Source organism: Kitasatospora sp. NPDC127035 (assembly GCF_042726075.1).
Taxonomy (GTDB): domain Bacteria; phylum Actinomycetota; class Actinomycetes; order Streptomycetales; family Streptomycetaceae; genus Kitasatospora.
In genome coordinates this window covers 1-16487 of the sequence record NZ_JBHXDN010000051.1, presented here as the reverse complement: position 1 = coordinate 16487, position 16487 = coordinate 1, and the positions used below count along the sequence as shown (strand labels likewise).

General features: G+C 74.5%; 12 protein-coding genes. 6 read left to right on the top strand and 6 right to left on the bottom strand.

The window, feature by feature from the left end; all coding sequences use genetic code 11:
* Positions 1-20: 20 nt before the first annotated feature.
* On the bottom strand, positions 21-2735 hold the full coding sequence (locus ACFWIC_RS28850) for an AAA family ATPase (RefSeq protein WP_329948484.1): 2715 nt from the start codon (positions 2733-2735) through the stop codon (positions 21-23).
* 608 nt (positions 2736-3343) lie between these two features.
* Here ACFWIC_RS28850 and ACFWIC_RS28845 point away from each other — a divergent pair.
* The 3 genes from ACFWIC_RS28845 (at position 3344) to ACFWIC_RS28835 (ending at position 7040) form a co-directional block, all read left to right on the top strand.
* A complete protein-coding gene (locus ACFWIC_RS28845; RefSeq protein WP_329881429.1) occupies positions 3344-4462 on the top strand; it encodes an agmatinase family protein in 1119 nt (372 codons plus the stop codon).
* 42 nt (positions 4463-4504) lie between these two features.
* Positions 4505-5941, top strand: coding sequence for a class I adenylate-forming enzyme family protein (locus ACFWIC_RS28840; protein WP_380520362.1), 1437 nt, complete (start codon positions 4505-4507; stop codon positions 5939-5941).
* Positions 5942-6113: 172 nt separating this feature from the next.
* Entirely contained in the window at positions 6114-7040 is a 927-nt protein-coding gene (locus tag ACFWIC_RS28835; RefSeq protein WP_329881431.1) for an ACP S-malonyltransferase, read from the top strand.
* Between the two features lie 92 nt (positions 7041-7132).
* On the opposite strand, the gene ACFWIC_RS28830 is transcribed toward ACFWIC_RS28835, so the two are convergent.
* Complete coding sequence (locus ACFWIC_RS28830; RefSeq protein ID WP_329881432.1) at positions 7133-7450, bottom strand: helix-turn-helix domain-containing protein; 318 nt, start codon at positions 7448-7450, stop codon at positions 7133-7135.
* A 119-nt stretch (positions 7451-7569) separates the two neighbouring features.
* On the opposite strand from ACFWIC_RS28830, the gene ACFWIC_RS28825 reads away from it, so the two are divergent.
* The gene (locus tag ACFWIC_RS28825) at positions 7570-7890 is read left to right on the top strand and encodes a putative quinol monooxygenase (protein ID WP_329881433.1); all 321 of its coding nucleotides are present in this window, start codon (positions 7570-7572) and stop codon (positions 7888-7890) included.
* On the opposite strand, the gene ACFWIC_RS28820 is transcribed toward ACFWIC_RS28825, so the two are convergent.
* Positions 7884-12290: a molybdopterin-dependent oxidoreductase gene (locus tag ACFWIC_RS28820; protein WP_380520361.1), complete on the bottom strand. Its 4407-nt coding sequence runs from the start codon at positions 12288-12290 to the stop codon at positions 7884-7886. The two genes, ACFWIC_RS28825 and ACFWIC_RS28820, sit on opposite strands and share 7 nt — an antisense overlap.
* A 195-nt stretch (positions 12291-12485) precedes the next feature.
* The gene (locus ACFWIC_RS28815; RefSeq protein WP_329948487.1) at positions 12486-12857 is read right to left on the bottom strand and encodes a gamma-glutamylcyclotransferase family protein; all 372 of its coding nucleotides are present in this window, start codon (positions 12855-12857) and stop codon (positions 12486-12488) included.
* A 171-nt stretch (positions 12858-13028) separates the two neighbouring features.
* Here ACFWIC_RS28815 and ACFWIC_RS28810 point away from each other — a divergent pair, with 171 nt between their 5' ends.
* Positions 13029-13580 carry an adenylate kinase gene (locus tag ACFWIC_RS28810; RefSeq protein ID WP_380520360.1) on the top strand — a complete coding sequence of 184 codons (552 nt, stop codon included), beginning with the start codon at positions 13029-13031 and terminating at the stop codon, positions 13578-13580.
* A 30-nt stretch (positions 13581-13610) separates the two neighbouring features.
* Here ACFWIC_RS28810 and ACFWIC_RS28805 read toward each other — a convergent pair whose 3' ends face one another.
* Positions 13611-14612 carry a LacI family DNA-binding transcriptional regulator gene (locus tag ACFWIC_RS28805; RefSeq protein ID WP_329881437.1) on the bottom strand — a complete coding sequence of 334 codons (1002 nt, stop codon included), beginning with the start codon at positions 14610-14612 and terminating at the stop codon, positions 13611-13613.
* 199 nt (positions 14613-14811) lie between these two features.
* On the opposite strand from ACFWIC_RS28805, the gene ACFWIC_RS28800 reads away from it, so the two are divergent.
* On the top strand, positions 14812-15753 hold the full coding sequence (locus ACFWIC_RS28800) for a nitrilase-related carbon-nitrogen hydrolase (RefSeq protein ID WP_329881438.1): 942 nt from the start codon (positions 14812-14814) through the stop codon (positions 15751-15753).
* A gap of 106 nt (positions 15754-15859) precedes the next feature.
* Here the strand turns inward: ACFWIC_RS28800 and ACFWIC_RS28795 are convergent, their stop codons facing one another.
* Entirely contained in the window at positions 15860-16231 is a 372-nt protein-coding gene (locus ACFWIC_RS28795) for a low affinity iron permease family protein (RefSeq protein ID WP_329881439.1), read from the bottom strand.
* Positions 16232-16487: the final 256 nt, after the last annotated feature.

Genomic DNA, 16487 nt, shown 5'->3' with positions numbered 1-16487 from the left:
CGCCCGCCGGCCGGCGGAGCTCACGCGACGTTGCTGACCCTCGGCCCGAGTTTCGCCAGGAGGTCGGCCCGCCGGGTCACGCTGAGCTTGCGGTAGACCTTGGTCAGGTGCTGCTCGACGGTGCTCAGGGTGACCAGCAGCCGGTTGGCGATCTGCCGGTTGGTGTTGCCCTGGGCCGCCAGGACGGCGACCCTCCGCTCCGCGTCGCTGAGCGAGTTGAGGGCCTCCGTGTAGGACTCCTCGGCCTCCTCCGGCGCCGCGTCGTCGACGTCGGGGAGCAGCCGCTGGCGCAGGCCGTCGGCCTGGCAGTCGCCGGCCAGGCCGTAGGCCCGCCGGACGGTCATCCGGGCGCGGTGGAAGTCGCCGAGCGAGCGCTGGGCCTGGCTGAGGTCGGCCAGCGTGTGGGCCAGCTCCAGCAGGTCGCCGCAGCCGCGGAGCATCTCGGCGGCCTCGCGCAGCAGCGTGGGGCGCTGGGCGAGCGGGGAGACCGCGGCCAGCACGCGCAGGGCGGCCGCCTTGGTCCGGCTCGGTTCCTGGCCCAGCTGGGTCAGCTGGCTCTCGGCCAGCATGCGGGCCTGCTGCGGCCGGCCGAGGGCCAGGTGCGCGCGGGCCGCGTGGATGCGCCAGGGCGCGAGCGCCGGCAGGTCGAGGTTCCAGCGGGCCATCAGGTCCCCGCAGGTGGTGAAGTCGTCCAGGGCGGCCTCCGGCTGACCGGCCGCCAGGTAGTAGGTGCCGCGTGCCCGCAGGTAGTGCAGGCCCCAGACGGTCTCGAACATCGCGTCCGGGACCGGCTCGTCGAGGTAGCGGGCGGCTTCGGCGAGCCGGCCGCGTGCGGTGAGCGCCAGCAGCAGGGTGCCCAGCGGGCCGCCGACCGCGGTCGACCAGCTCTCGCGGCACATGGTGGCGAGCGCGGCCTCGGCGTGGCGCTGCGCGTCGGCGAGCCGGCCGGAGCGGTACGCGATGTCGGCGCGGATCGCCGTCAGGATGCCCTCCATGGACGACACGCCGCGTTCGCGGGCCTGGGTCAGCAGGCGGTCGGTCCACTGGGTCGCGGTTTCGAGCTGGTCGGCGTAGATGAGGATGGTGAGCGCCGCGACGTGCATGGTCAGGGCGTCGCCGCGGGCCGACGAGCGGGGCAGTGCCTGTTCGGCCGTGATCACCGCCGCGCTGTTCGGGCCCTTGACCAGGACGGTCTCCAGGGCCTGGGCCAGCGCCTCCTTGGTGTTGACCACGGTCTCGGCGGCGCGCTGCGGTGCCCAGGGTTCGGCCGGGTCGTCGCGGAGCAGGCCGGGGTGGGTGAACCGGGTCCATGCGGTGAGGAGCCGGATCCTGGCGCGCTCCTCCGTGTCGGCCTCCAGCGTGGCGAGGCCGTCGAGCACCTCGACCGTCTCGGCCGTGCGCCCCAGCCAGAGCAGGCAGTACGCGGTGGTGACGCGTGCGGCGACGTCGACCCGGCCGGTCCGGACGGCGTCGGTGAGCTGTCCCAGTCGGTGCCCGGCGGAGGCCGGGTCGGTACACCACTCCGCCCGGAGCAGCGCGACCTTGAACGCGACGCGCTCCGCCTCGTCGGTCGCGCCGTCGTGCGCGAGCCGCAGCAGGGCGGTGGCGAGGTCCGCGTCGCCGCTGCCGAGCAGTTCCTCCGCGGCGGCGCCGAGGACGGGGCCGGCCCAGGCCGGTGTCCGGCCGGCCGCCAGCAGGTGGCGGGCGACCGGGAGCGGCGCCGCCCCTCCCTCGTACTGGATCCTGGCCGCCCTCAGGTGGAGGTCGGTCAGGGCTTCGGGCGGCAGCTGGTCGAGCACCGCCTGGCGGGCCTGCGGGTGCGGGAGCCGGCCGTCGCTGATCAGGCCCGCGTTCTCCAGGCCGGACAGTTCCCGCCGGGCCGCCGCGGTGTCGACCTCGGCCAGTCGGGCGAGGGTGAGCAGGCCGGCCGGCGGGCGGCCGTCCAGCAGGGCGGCGGCGGCGAGGACGCGCCGCGTCGCCGGTTCGCAGCGTTCGACGTACCTGCGGGCCGCGGCGGTGTAGGCGCGGCCGGGGACGACCTGCCCGTCCCGGTCCAGGCCGGGCCCGCCGGCGCTGCGGAGGTCCGCGATCAGCGTCCGGGCCAGCAGCGGGTTCCCCCCGGACGCCCGGGTACAGGCGTCGACGAGCGGGTCGGCCGGGTGGGTCCCGAAGGCCTCGGCGAGCAGTTCGCCGACGCCGTGCCGGGAGAGCGGCGGGATCTCGATGTGGTTGTCGGCCGCCAGCACCATCAGCTCGGCGTACAGCTGCGGATCGGTCGGCTCCGTCAGGTCGCGGCCGCTGACCACCACGAGGACCCGCGCGTTGCGGATGCGCCGGACCAGGTAGAGCAGGCAGTGCAGGGAGAGGGGATCGACGTGGTGCAGGTCGTCCACGGCGACGACCAGCGGCGCCCGCTCGCTGTTGGCCAGCAGCGCCGCGGACGCGTTGTGCACCTCGCGGATCAGTCCGGCCCGGTCGGTGTGGTCGGTCGGGGACGGGAAGCCGTGGCAGAACTGGTTGACCAGGCTCAGCGGCAGCTCCCGCTCGGTCCGGGAGCCGGTGGCCCACAGGACGTGGAACCCCGCCGCTTCGGCGTGCTCCGTGAACGCGCGCAGCAGCGTGGTCTTCCCGCTGGCCATGGGGCCGACGACTGACAGCAGCCGGCCGTTTCCGGCTCGGCAATCCTCCAGCGCGGCCGTGAAACCGGCGAGCTGCTCCTGACGTTCGACAAACACCTGCGTGGTCCTCCCCGAGGGCACATCCATTGGTCCGGCGATCCGCCGATGCCCGCGGCTCTCCGCCGCACCCGAGAAAGACGGCGCGACATTCGGCCGAATGAACGTGGCATCGATATGTTTCGCCGCTATCACCGTAAAAAATGCATTTGATCTCTTCGTGCGACGGCCTCAGTATGCCCCTCGGAAGGTGATCCCCCATTGAATCGATGGAGTACGCGATGTGAACAAAAAATCATGTGCCCGAAAGGGCATCAGATGTTTGGGCCTGCCCCGCACGGGAGTTGCGGTGCTCACGGGGTCGGTCGCGCCGCCTCCGCAGGCGCGCCACCACCTCCGACGCTCCCTGGACGAACCGCGGACCACCGCTCCGCGGGGCCCCTGATCCCCGCGGCCGCGCCTCCGGTGCAAATCGGGGCATATCCTGCCCCTTCGGGCCTTGCGGGCGAATCGACCCCCTGCCACCCTCCGCCCGATAGGGGATCCGCTGGGGTTGGCCCGCTAAACACCGCTCAATAGCCTTCCGTCGGCGTTGGGAAGCCGCCGCGAGCGTGTTGACGATATCGCCGTAAAGCCAATTGACGGTCAGGCCACGGTAAGGAATCAGCGTGACGGAAAACGATGCCGAAGACTCCTGGCGCATTCCGATCGACCGGTCGCAGGCTCCCTCCCGCGCACCCGGCCCGATCGACCTCCGGCGCAACTTCCTCCAGCCGGCCTACACCGGCATCCCCACCTTCATGGGGGTCCCGGTCTGCCTCGACCAGGAGGACCTGCGCGCCGGCGGCGTCGACGTCGCCGTGTTCGGCGTCCCGCTGGACTCCTCGTCCGGCCACCGCGGCGCCGCCTACGGCCCGCGCGCACTGCGCTCCGACGAGCGCTACCTCTTCAACACCCCCGAGCTCCTGGTCAACGCCAGCACCCGGGTGAGCCCGTTCAACCTCCTCAAGGTGGTCGACTACGGGGACGCGGCGATCGACATCTTCAGTGTCGAGAAGTCGCTGCCGTCGATCGCCGCGACGGTCCGCGAGGTCGCGGACGTCGGGGCCGTGCCGGTCATCCTGGGCGGCGACCACTCGCTCATGATCGCCAGCGTCGGCGCGCTCGCCGACCTGTACGGACCGGACAAGATCGGCGTGGTGCACTTCGACGCCCACCCCGACTGCCACGAGCACATCTTCGGCCACCGCGTCACCCACGGCACCCCGCTCCGGCGCCTGATCGACGAGAAGCGGATCCCCGGCAAGAACTTCGTGCAGATCGGCCTGCGCACGCCGACCGGCCCGGACGACGCGCTGTTCAACTGGATGCGCCGCAACGGCATGCGAACCCACTTCATGGTCGAGATCGAGCGGCTGGGCTTCAACGCGGTGCTCGACAAGGTCATCGAAGAGGTGCACGACGGCCCGGAGTTCATCTACCTGTCGCTCGACATCGACGTCCTCGACCCCGCCTACGCGCCCGGCACCGGCACGCCGGAGCCCGGTGGACTGACCCCGCGTGAGCTGTTCCCGGCCTTCCGGCGGCTGTGCGCGGAGACCAACGTCATCGGGATGGACGTCGTCGAGATCGCGCCGCACCTCGACCCCGGCTACTCCACCACCATGAACGCCCGCCGGGCCATCTTCGAGGGCCTGACCGGCCTGGCGATGAAGAAGGCCGGGATGACCAGCGCCGACTACGTCAATCCGATCGCGTCGGGCCAGCTGAAGTTCCCGCTGATCTGACCCCGCCTGCATCCGACACCCGCGGAAGGACGGCATCCGCCGATGACCGCCACTGTGTTCGCACCCGACTCCGCCCAGTCCCTGACCGACGTGGAGCGATCGGCCGTCGGCGTCGCCGCGGTCCTGGCCGACCTCGGCGTCCGGCCGGGAACCCGCGTGCTGTTCAAGGCGGACAACTCGGCCGCCTGGATCACCGTGCTGCTCGGCCTCGCCCACGCCGGCGCCTCGATCGTGCTCCTCGACCACCAGGACACCGCCGAGGAGACCACCCGCATCCACCGGCTGACCCGGGCCTCGCTGACCGTCGTGGACGGCAGCGCGCTGCCGCCCGCCGGGGACCGGACCGTCCTCGTCCAGGACCTGCTGGCCGCCGCCGGGTCCCGGCCGCCCGCCGAGCTGGACGGCCCGCTCGACCTCGACCTCTGGCGCGGGCTGCCGGACGGGCTGATCATGTGGTCCTCCGGGTCGACCGGCGTCCCGAAGGGCGTGGTGAAGACCGGCGCGCGGTTCCTGCGGAACCTGGAGCGCAACGCCGCCCAGATCGGCCACCGCCCGGACGACGTCCTGCTGCCGCTGCTGCCGTTCTCCCACCAGTACGGGCTCTCCATGGTGTTCATCGCCTGGCTGGTCCGCTGCTCCCTGGTGGTCGCCCCGTACCGCCGGGTCGACCAGGCGGTCGCCATGGCCGGCCGGACCGGCGCCACCGTGCTCGACGCGACGCCGGCCACCTACCGCAGCATCTGGAACATCGTCAGCCGGCGCCCCGACCCGACGGCCGACCTGCGCGGCGTGCGGCTGTTCTGCAGCGGCGCGGCCCCGCTGGACCCCACCCTGGTCGGCCGGTACGTCGACCTGTGCGGCAAGCCCCTGCTGGACAGCTACGGCAGCACCGAGCTGGGCAACGTCGCCTTCGCGACCGCGGACAACCCCGTGGCCACCGGCCGGCCCGTCGTCGGCATGGGCGTGCGGATCGTCGACGACGCGGGCGCGGTGCTCGGCCCGTTCGAGGCGGGCGAGATCGAGGTCGACTCGCCGGAGCTCATGGAGGGCTACCTCGGCCCGGACGGCGACCTCGCCCCGGTCGCCCGCGGCTGGCGGCGCACCGGCGACTTCGGGCGCCTGGACGAGCACGGCAACCTCTCCGTCCTCGGCCGCAAGCTGGCCGTGCACCGGATGGGCTACACGCTCTACCCCGAGCGGATCGAGGCGCGGATCGCCGAGGCGGGCTGCTCGGCCAAGGTGATCGCGGTCCCGGACGAACGGCGCGGCAGCTCCCTGGTGTTCTTCGTCGAGGACGAGACCGGCGCGGACGCCGCGCACTGGCGGGAGCGGATCTGCGCGGTCCTGCCGGCCTACGAGCAGCCCAACCGGGTCGTCGTCCTGGACCGGCTGCCGCTCAACCGCAACGGGAAGCCCGACCGGAAGGCGCTGGAGAGGCTGGCCGCCCCGCCCGCCGCCCAGAAGCCGGTCCACTCGTGAGCCGCGGCCCGCACGCCGCCCCGGAGGGCGCGGCACCGACCGGCGGCGCGCCGCTCGGCGGTGCTCCCTCCGGCGGCGCCGCGCGGGCGTCGGACCGGTTCCCCCTCCCCCGCACCGCAGTCGACCGCTCCCGCTCCGCCCCGCGGGGCGGGGCACCCACGGAGGCCTCCCGATGACCGCCGCGATCGTCTTCCCGGCCCTCTCCCCGGTCCGCCGCGAGGAGCTCGGCACGTTCCTGATGATCCATCCGCTCGCGCGCCGGCGACTCGCCGAGGCCGACGAGGCGCTCGGCTACCGCCTCGCCGACGCGCTGGCCGACGCACCGGCCGACGACGACTATGCCGAACCGGTCCAGGTGGCGGTGCTCGTCGCGTGCCTGGCCCTGGCGGAGTGGGCGGAGCAGCGGCTCGGCGCCGCACCCGAGTACTGCGCCGGCCCGAGCTTCGGGGAGCGGACCGCCCTGGCCTACACGGGCGCGCTGCCGTTCGCCGACACCGTCCGGCTGGTCGACGAGATCGCCCGGGTCGAGCGCGAGTACTTCGCCACCGAGCACCGCGACATCGTCACCCACTCGTTCGTCCGGGTGCCCGAGGAGCGGCTCGACCCGCTGCTGGGCGGCCTGGAGTGGCACGACGTCTCCGGCCGGATGGACACCGACTTCCACATGGTGTCGCTGCGCGAGGCGGAACTGGCCGCCTTCAAGTCGGCGATCAGCGAAGCCGGCGGCTACTCGCTCTACACGATGCGCCCGCCCGCCCACACGTCCCTGTTCACCGGGGTCCGGGCCCGGATGGAGGAGGTGTACGCGCGGTACACCCTGGCGGCGCCCAGGATCCCGATCGTCTCCTACTACGACGGGGCCGTCCTGACCGGGCCCGCGGAGCTGCGGACCGCGCTGCTCGACGGGTTCGTCAGCCCGATCCGCTGGGTGGACACCGCGCGGTCGCTGCGCGAACTGGGCGTCGACCGGCTCTGGATCACCGGCCCGGACGCGATGCTCTCCCGGCTGCGCACCACCGCGAAGAACTTCGACGTCGAACTCTGCGACCTGCGACGGGTCATGGTCCGCCCCCGCCGGCGCGCCACGGCGTCCCGCTGACCCGGCCGCGCCTCGTGTGAGCCCCGGGCGCGGGCCCGGCGTGAGCGTACGTCACGCGCGCCGGCCCGGACGGGACTTCCCCGCGCCCGCGCTCACCCCTCCGGCTCGGCCGCCACGATGCCCAGCAGCCCGGGGAAGCGCTGCTCGATGTCGGCCCGGCGCAGGCAGGCCATCCGGCTGTTGCCCCGGTCGACCTGCCGGATCAGCCCGGCCTCGCGCAGGGCGCGGAAGTGGTACGTGACGGTCGCCTTCGAGACCGGCAGCGCGAACGAGCTGCACGTCCGCGCGGCGCCGTCGGGTCCGGTGGCCAGCTCGCGCACCACGCGGCGGCGCAGCGGATCCGCCAGTGCGGAGAGCACGGGGCCGAGCTCGATCTCCTCGACGCTCGGGTGGCCTTCGTCGTCGGGCATCCGGGACACCTCCCTCCAGGTATGGATTGCATCGTACCTGCGGGTCGGCTAGCGTCGCCCAGGTACGAGATTTCCTGTACCTATGCCTGTCCCAGGACCTCCCGGAGGGGGAACCCCGCATGTCCCAGCCGTTCACGCTCGTCGGCACCGCCCGCCCCAGGCCCGAACGCGCCGAGGAGCTGAAGGAGCTCCTGCTCTCGTTCGTCGAACCCACCCGGCAGGAGTCCGGCTGCCTGGAGTACCACTTCCACGAGGACCGCCAGGAGCCCGGCGTCTTCGTCTTCTACGAGGCCTGGCGCTCCGAGGCCGACCTCGACGCCCACCTCGCCCTGCCCCACATGCGGGCCTTCTGGGAGCGGCGGATGGACTACCTGGAGACCGACCTCGACATCCGCTTCCTCACCATGCACAGCCCCTACCGGCCGAGCGGGGATCAGTAGACGTCCCGGACGTAGCGCTTGTCGCCCGCCAGCTGCCGGACGTACCCGGCGGCCGACTCCTCGTCCATCCCGCCGTGGGCGGCGACGATCTCCCGCAACGCCCGGTCGACGTCCTTGGCCATCCGGCCGGCGTCGCCGCAGACGTAGACGTGGGCACCGTCCTGGAGCCACCGCCACAGGCGCGGCCCGTGCTCGCGCATCCGGTCCTGGACGTAGACCTTGTTGCGCTGGTCGCGCGAGAAGGCGACGTCGAGGCGGTCCAGGTGACCGGAGGCGCGGAACGCCTCCAGCTCCTCCCGGTAGTAGAAGTCGGTGGCTTCGCGCTGCTCGCCGAAGAACAGCCAGTTCGCGCCGGTGTGGCCACGGGCCCGCCGATCCTCCAGGAATCCGACGAACGGCGCGACGCCGGTGCCGGGACCCACCATGATCATCGGCGTCGTGGAGGAGACCGGCGGGCGGAAGTGCGGGGAGCGCTGGACGAACACCTGCACCGGGCCGTCGTCGGCGCAGTCGGCGAGGTAGGTCGAGCAGACGCCGTTGCGGTCGCGGCCGAGGTCGTTGGTGTAGCGGACCACGGACACCGTGAGGCGCACCTCGCCGGGGTGCGCCAGCGGGCTGGAGGAGACGGAGTACAGCCGGGGCTGGAGCCGCCGGAGCACGCCGGCCCACTCGGCGGCGCTCGCCCGGACCGGGAAGGCCGCGACCACGTCGGCGGCCTGCCGGCCCCAGCTCCACCGCGCCAGCTCGCCCTTGTTGTCCGGCCGCAGCAGCCGCTTGAGGTCGCGGTCGCCGGTGCGCTCGGCGACGAAGCCGAGCAGGTCCGGGGTGATGCGGGTGATGTCGAGCCGGGTCCGCAGGGCCTCGCCGAGGGGGAGGTCGCCGACCCCGGGCAGGGTCACGCCCCGCTCCGCGTCGAGGCCCGTCAGCGCGAGCCACTCCGCGACCAGCCCGGACCCGTTGGCCGGCCACACCCCGAGGGCGTCACCGGCCTCGTAGGCGAGCCTGCCGCCGTGGGTGTCGAACGCGAACTGCCGCACCTCCTTCTGCGCCCCGGGCAGGCTCAGCACCCGGTTGCCGATGAGGAGGGTGGTGAAGGGGGACGCCTTCGAGGAGGCGGCCGGCGCGGCGGCCCGGTCCGTGGAGAGCAGGGCGGCGGACGCGGCTGCGGGCGGTACGGCGGGGGCCGTCGCGGCGGCGGGCGCGGGAGGCTCCGGTGCGCCGCCCGCCGTGACGGGCGGCCCGGCGGCGGACGGCCCGGCGGGGGCCGGCCGGCCGCCCGCGTCGGCGACGGAGCCGGGAAGGGGGCCGACGGGGGGAGCGGCGAGGGGAGCGGCGGGGGGAGCGGCGAGCACGCCGGCGACCTGCTCCAGCCACGTCCCGGCGGCCTCGTCGTCGTCCGCCTCGCAGTCGGTCCGCGGGTGCAGGCGGGTGGCGCCGAGCTCCGCGAGCCGTTCGTCGAGGCGCCGCCCGTGGCCGCAGAAGTCGTCGTAGCTGGAGTCGCCGAAGGCGAGGACGGAGTACCGCACGCCGTCCAGCCGGGCCGCGCCGCCGTCGGCCAGCGCCTGCCAGAAGTCGGCGCCGTTGTCGGGTGCGTCACCGTCGCCGAAGGTGCTGGTGACGATGAGCAGGTCGGTGCCCGCGGTGAGCCGTCCGGGCGTGGTGTCGGCCATGGCGAGCAGGGCCGGGGGGCGGCCCGCCTCGGCCAGCCGGGCGGCGGCCCCGGCGGCGAACTCCTCGGCGGTGCCGGTCTGCGAGGCCCACAGGACGAGCAGTTCCCGGGCCCGGACGGGTTCGGGGGCGGCGCCGGCCGGCCCGTGGAGCGGGGCGGCGGGGGCGGGCGCGGGGGGAGTCGCCGTCCGGGAGAACGCCCCGGCCAGCAGGCCGTCCACCCACCGCGCCGTCTCCGGGGCGAACGGCGCGTCGGCCGGCAGCACCGGCACGCCGCCGGGCGGCGCCAGCGCGACCCCGGCGAGGAAGCCGGACAGGTAGCGGCGCTCCGGTTCGGTGAGCACCGGCGGCGCGAGGTGCTCGATGCCGAGCAGCGCGGCCAGGGCGGGCAGGGCACCGGCCCTGTCCCCCTCCACCGCCGCCCCCGGCCCCGCGTCGACGCCCGGGACGGCGCCGACACCCGGCGGCGGGGCGGCCGGGGCCTGCGGCGGGACGGCGGGCCCCGACACCGCCGTCCCCGGAACGGAGTCCGCGGGCACCGGGGCCGGCACCACCCGCAGCGCCACGGCACAGGCCTTGAACTCGGGCTGGAAGGAGACCGGGTCGACGGCGTCGTTGGTGACGGCGTTGATGCCGAGGTACTCGCCGAAGAGGTCGTTCCAGTGGAACGGCGCGAAGCAGTTGCCGGGGCGGACCCGGTCGGTGACGACGGCGGGCAGGACGGCGCGGCCCCGCCGGGAGGCGACCTCGACGTGGTCCCCCTCCTCCGCGCCCATCGCGGCGGCGTCCTCCGGGTGGAGCTCGACGAAGGGACCGGGGTTCAGCCGGTTGAGCTTGCCGACCCTTCCGGTCTTGGTGAGGGTGTGCCACTGGTGCTGGAGGCGGCCGGTGTTGAGGACGAACGGGTAGTCGTCGTCGGGGAGTTCGGCGGCGGGCAGGTGCGGGCGGCCGAAGAACCGGGCCCGGCCGTCGGCGGTGGGGAACGCCAACCGGGGGCGGGTGCCGTCCGCCCGCTCCAGCAGGGTCTGGCTGACGCCGTCGTTGAGGTAGCGGATCGGGTTGCGGTCGCTGCCGTCCGGGGACGGCGCCGGCCACTGCACCGGGGTCTCGCGCAGCCGCCGGTAGTCGACGCCGCGCAGGTCCCAGCCGGTCGCCGGGTTCCAGGCCCGCTTGAGCTCCTCGAAGACCTCCTCGGCGCTCGCGTAGGTGAAGGCGTCGGCGAAGCCCATCTCGCAGGCCACCCGGGCGATCAGCTGCCAGTCGGGCAGGGCCTGCCCGGGCGGGTCGACGACGCCCTGGACGAGGGTGAGGTTCCGCTCCGAGTTGATCATGACGCCGTCGGACTCGGCCCACAGCGTGGCGGGCAGCACCACGTCCGCGTACGCGTTGGTCTCGGTCTCCGTGAACACGTCCTGGGTGATGACCAGTTCCGCGGCCTCCAGGGCGGCGATGACGGTCCTGCGGTTGGCGACGGAGGCCACCGGATTGGTGCAGATGATCCAGCACGCCTTGACGTCACCGGCGGCCATCTGCTCGAACATCTCGACCGTGCCGCGCCCGACGTCGGTGCGCAGGGTGCCCGCCCCGATCCCCCACAGGTCCTCGACGAAGGCCCGCTCGGCGTCCACGAGAACCGATCGCTGGCCGGGCAGGCCCGGGCCCATGTACCCCATCTCCCGGCCGCCCATCGCGTTGGGCTGGCCGGTCAGCGAGAACGGGCCGCTGCCGGGGCGGCAGATCGCACCGGTCGCCAGGTGCAGGTTGACCAGGGCGTTGGTGTTCCAGGTGCCGTGGGTGGACTGGTTGAGGCCCATCGTCCAGCAGCTCGTCCACTCCCCCGCCGCACCGATCCACTGCGCGGCCTGCCGGATGTCGGCCTCCGGTATCCCGGTGATCTCGGCGACCCTCGCCGGCGGGTAGTCCGCCAGGAAGGCGGGCATCGCCTCCCAGCCGTCGGTGAACTCCGCGATGAACGCCTCGTCGGTGTGGCCGTTCGCCACCAGCAGGTGCAGCAGTCCGTTCAGCAGGGCGAGGTCGGTCCCCGGCCGGATCTGCAGGAACAGGTCGGCCTTGTCGGCGGTGGCGTTGCGCCGCGGGTCGACGACGACGAGCTTCGCCCCGGCCGACCTGATCCGGTCCATCATCCGCAGGAACAGGATCGGGTGGCAGTCGGCCATGTTCGAGCCGATGACGAGGAACACGTCCGCGTGGTCGAAGTCCTGGTACGAGCCGGGCGGGCCGTCCGCGCCGAGCGACAGCTTGTAACCGGTGCCGGCCGAGGCCATGCAGAGCCGGGAGTTCGACTCGATCCGGTGGGTCCGCACGAACCCCTTGGCGAGCTTGTTCGCCAGGTACTGCGCCTCCAGGGACATCTGCCCGGAGACGTAGAAGGCGAGCGCGTCGGGGCCGTGCCGGTCCAGGATCGCCCGCAGGCGTCCGGCCACCGCCGTGATCGCCTCGTCGACGTCCGCCTCGGCCGGCTCGGCGCCGCGCTCGGCACGGACCAGGGCCCTGGTGGCCCGCCCGGAGGCGGCCATCAGCTCGGCGCCGGTCGCGCCCTTCGTGCAGAGCCGCCCGCGGTTCGCCGGGTGCTTCCGGTCCCCGACCGCCTTCACGACGGTGCGCCGGCCGCTGACGGCGTCCCGGCCGATGTCGAGCACGATGCCGCAGCCGACGCCGCAGTACGAGCAGACCGTCCGCACGCTGTCCGCCTTCGAACCTGGCGTCGTCACCGAGACTCCCTCCCGAAGGACCAAGCGGTGGGAAACTCCCACGATCGTGACCCTAGGAAGGCCGCATTACCGCCTTGTCACGGCCCGTGGATCGGGGAGTTAACCGGATCGCACACATGCTCCGGGCCGCCGTGAGCGCAGCGGCGGCCGGTCCGCGCCCCGTCCGGGGCGACACCCTCGGCGTGCGGTCCCCGCTCAGGGGGCCGTGAGGTCCCGGGGGCCGGCGTCGAGGTAGGCCCAGGCCCTGGTGCCGGACCGCAGGACGACCTCGGTCCTGGCGTAGTCGTCGACCTCGTAGTCGTCCGCCGCGGCGAGCTCGGCGTCGGTGAGGGCGAAGACGCTGCCCTCCACCGCGTCGCCGCCCTCGGCGGAGGCCACCACCAGGGGGTGGCGGTCGGTGCCGCTGGCCGCGATCACCTCCGGGTCCGTGATCGCGATGGAGGTCAGGCGGAAGCCCGGCAGCGCGTCCGGCCGCCCGTCGAGGCGCCGGCCGAACCGGGCGAGCTGGACCCCGGGGAGCTGGAGCGTCCCGTAGGAGAACAGGTGGTGGACCGTCTGATCGGTCATCGAGAGAACCCCTCCGCGGACTCGGTTGCGCACGCCGGCCCCAACCTATCGAACGCGATTCGCACGGTGCAGCACCGTGACGCGAATCCTGCCCTTCGGGGCGCTCCGCCGACCAGGCCGCCGGGCCCGGCAGTATACGGGGTCCGCGCTCCACGGACTAGGGTGACGGCCGTGGAGCGGGTACTGGTCGCGGGCATCCCGGGTGCGGGCAAGACGACGGCGGCGGGGCGGCTGGCCGCGCGGCTCGGCCTGCCGCAGTACGAACTGGACGCCCTGCACCACGGGCCGAACTGGACCCCGCGGCCCGCGTTCCGCTCCGACGTCGAGGCGTTCGCGCACACCGCCCGCTGGGTCACCGAGGACCAGTACACCGGGCTGCTCGGGGATCTGCTGACCACCCGGGCCGACACCTACGTCTGGCTCGACCTGCCCCGGTACACCGTCATGCACCGCGTCCTGCGCCGCTCGCTCGCCCGTGCGCTCACCCGCCGCGAGCTGTGGAACGGCAACCGGGAGCACTTCCGGGAGTGGCGCGACCCGGAGCACCCGATCCGCCGGGCCTGGAGCCAGCACTCCGCGTACCGCCGACGGACCCTGGACCGCCTCGCCGCCCACCCCGGGCTGACGCTGGTCCACCTCACCTCGGCCCGGGCCGCCCGCGCCTGGCTGCGCACGGTCCCCCGGCCGCTCCCCGCCCGCCCCGGCACCACGACGGAGCGGTAGGTCCGGTCGGTGCCGGCTGGGGGCGGCCGGTCAGCCGTGGCCGGCGGTGGACGCCCGGACGCGCAGTGCCCAGTCGTGCCGGCGCACCACGCCGGGGACCGCCGCTCCCGCCAGCAGATCGCTCAGCAGCTCCGCGCACGCGCGTCCGTACTGCGCCGCGCGCAGGTCCACCGCCGTCACCTGCGGGCTCGCCCCCCGCGCCGCGGGGCCGTCGACGCACGCGGCCACCAGCAGGTCCGCGCCGACCCGCAGGCCCGCCCGGGCCGCGGCCGTCAGCACGCCGGGCACCGCGCCGTCGGGGGCGCACACCACCGCGTCCAGGCCCGGGGTGCCGGCGAGCAGCTCCGCGGTGGCGGCCTCCGCCTCGGCGGGCGTGGCCGCGAACGGGACCGTCCGCACCGTGACCTCGACGCCCTGCTGCCGGGTCCAGTCGGCGGCGGCGGCCCGCAGCGCGGCGGCCCAGTCGGACCCCGGGCCGGGGGCCAGCAGCGCCGGGCGGCGTGCTCCGCGCGCCGCGAGGTGATCGAGCAGCGAGGCGAGCGAGGCGGCGTTGTCGCACACCACCGCGCCGCTGGGGGCCACGCCGCCGCCCAGGTAGCGCTCCCCCGTCACCACCGGCACGCCGGAGCCCAACAGGTACGGGACCTCCGGGTCGTCGACCTCGGGGTCGATCACCAGCAGGCCGTCCACCCGCGCGGCGAGTCCGCCGCCGGACGCCGTCCCCGGGGCCAGCAGGACGAGGTCCAGTCCGTCCTCCCTGGCCCGCTCGACCGCGCCGAACGCCAGGTTCATGTAGTACTCCAGGCGCGTCGCCGTCCGCGGCAGGTGCAGGCCGATCGCCCCGGTGCTGGAGCGGCGGAGGCTGCGAGCGGCCGAGTTGGGGCGGTAGCCGAGCTCGCGGGCCGCCGCCCGGACGCGTTCACGGGTGGCCTCCGCGACCCTGCCGGAGCCCTGCAGCGCGTCGGAGGCCGTGCTCTTGGACACCCCGGCCGCCCGGGCCACGTCGAACAGGGTCACAGGTTGGCTGGTCACAGCCCGGAAGTCTAGACACCGCCCCGGGGCGCGCTCCCCACCTCGGGCCCGCCCTCGATCCCGTTCGCCGGCCGGGGCACGGCGGGCGGTCTCCGGCGCGTATTGCCGGAACGTTCCGGCATGGCTACTCTTCCCCGTGCCGGAACGTTCCGGCACGGCGGCGACGAGGCCGCCGGCCCAGCCACCCCCGGGAACCGCCATGCGTCTGATCACCGCCCTGAACCCGCCGGCCTCCCCGGCCCGCACCCGCGCCCCGCAGCGCGCCGCCCTGCGGGTGGCCGTCGTCCAGCAGCGCTGGCACCAGGACCCGGAACAGCACCGCGCCGGTCTGCTGGAGGGCATCCGCCTGGCCGCCGAGCAGGGCGCGAGCCTGGTCGCGCTCCAGGAGCTGACGCTCTCCCCGTACTTCGCCGTCCTGCGCCAGGCGGACCACCCGCAGGCCGTCGAGCCCGAGGACCTGCTGACCGGTCCGACCTTCGCCTTCGCCGCGGCCGCGGCCCGCGAGCACGGCCTGCACGTCCACGCCTCGCTGTTCGAGAAGGCCGACGGCCCGGAGGGCCCCGACGGCCTCGGCTACAACACCGCGATCCTGGTGGCACCCGACGGCACCCTGGTGCAGCGCACCCGCAAGCTCCACATCCCCGTGACCGAGGGCTACTACGAGGACACCTGGTTCCGCCAGGGCCCCGCCGGCGACGACGCGTTCCCGCTGGCCGAGGTCGGCGGCGCCGCCGTGGGCATGCCCACCTGCTGGGACCAGTGGTTCCCCGAGCTCGCCCGCGCCTACTCCCTCGCCGGCGCCGACGCCCTCATCTACCCCACCGCCATCGGCTCCGAGCCCGGCCACCCCGGCTTCGACACCCAGCCGCTGTGGCAGAAGGTCATCACCGGCAACGCCATCGCCAACGCCACGTTCATGATCGTCCCCAACCGCACCGGCGTCGAGGGCGAGCTCACCTTCTACGGCAGCTCCTTCATCGTGGACCCCTACGGCCGCGTTCTCGCGCAGGCCCCGCGCGACGAGGCCGCCGTCCTGGTCGCCGACCTCGACCTCGACCAGCGCCACGACTGGCTCGAACTCTTCCCGTTCAACTCCACCCGCCGCCCGGACGCCTACGCGCCGCTGACCGCCCGGGGCTGACGCGCGGGAGCGCCGGATGCCGGTGCCCCCGACTGCGGGGGCACCGGCACCGACGGCACCGACGTCCGGCGACGTCGGCTGTCCGGAGTGGTCGGCGGAGCGGGCGTCAGAGGCGTTCCTCCATGCGGATCGCCTTCCGGAGCTGCCGGTGGGCCTCCCCCTCGTGGCCCTCGTGCTGTTCGAGGAGGGCGGCGGCGATCGCGTCGAGCTTGCGCTGGACGGCGTGCTCGGCGCGCCGCTCGGCGTTCTTGAGCAGCGCCAGCAACAGCAGCGTGACCGCGGCCATCGTGTCGCCGACGAGGATCTGCCACTCCGTCGACAGACCCGCCGCGTGGACCGCGAAGAAGGCGGCCACCAGCACGACGCAGAACACGGAGAACGCCGGCGAGCCGGTCAGGTTGGAGGCGTTCTCGGCGAGCCGCTCGAACCGGCCCCGCTCGCCGTCCTCACCTCGGGTGGCGGGGTGGGAGAGCGTCATGTCCCTCGCCCTCCCGTCCACCGCGAGCGGACCCGGCGGGCGCCGCGCGGCCCCCGCCGGGTCCCTGCCGCAACCCCGGCCGTGCTCCGGGCCGGGGCGCACTCCTCACCGGAGCGGGCGGCGCCGAACTCGGTCATCCTCCACCGGTCCTTCCGGGACGGGGGGGCCCCCCACGGGGGGCGCCGGGCCCCCCCGGCAAACGGGTCGTGCGGGGGCCGGGGGTCGTAACCCCCCGCGGCAGCCCCCCCCGGGGGCG

Bases quoted from the DNA above. Each gene is read 5' to 3' on its own strand.
- ACFWIC_RS28840 (WP_380520362.1), top strand. From the start codon at position 4,505: ATGACCGCCACTGTGTTCGCACCCGACTCCGCCCAGTCCCTGACCGAC.
- ACFWIC_RS28825 (WP_329881433.1), top strand. From the start codon at position 7,570: ATGTCCCAGCCGTTCACGCTCGTCGGCACCGCCCGCCCCAGGCCCGAA.
- ACFWIC_RS28795 (WP_329881439.1), bottom strand. From the start codon at position 16,231: ATGACGCTCTCCCACCCCGCCACCCGAGGTGAGGACGGCGAGCGGGGC.
- ACFWIC_RS28800 (WP_329881438.1), top strand. From the start codon at position 14,812: ATGCGTCTGATCACCGCCCTGAACCCGCCGGCCTCCCCGGCCCGCACC.
- ACFWIC_RS28835 (WP_329881431.1), top strand. From the start codon at position 6,114: ATGACCGCCGCGATCGTCTTCCCGGCCCTCTCCCCGGTCCGCCGCGAG.
- ACFWIC_RS28815 (WP_329948487.1), bottom strand. From the start codon at position 12,857: ATGACCGATCAGACGGTCCACCACCTGTTCTCCTACGGGACGCTCCAG.
- ACFWIC_RS28830 (WP_329881432.1), bottom strand. From the start codon at position 7,450: ATGCCCGACGACGAAGGCCACCCGAGCGTCGAGGAGATCGAGCTCGGC.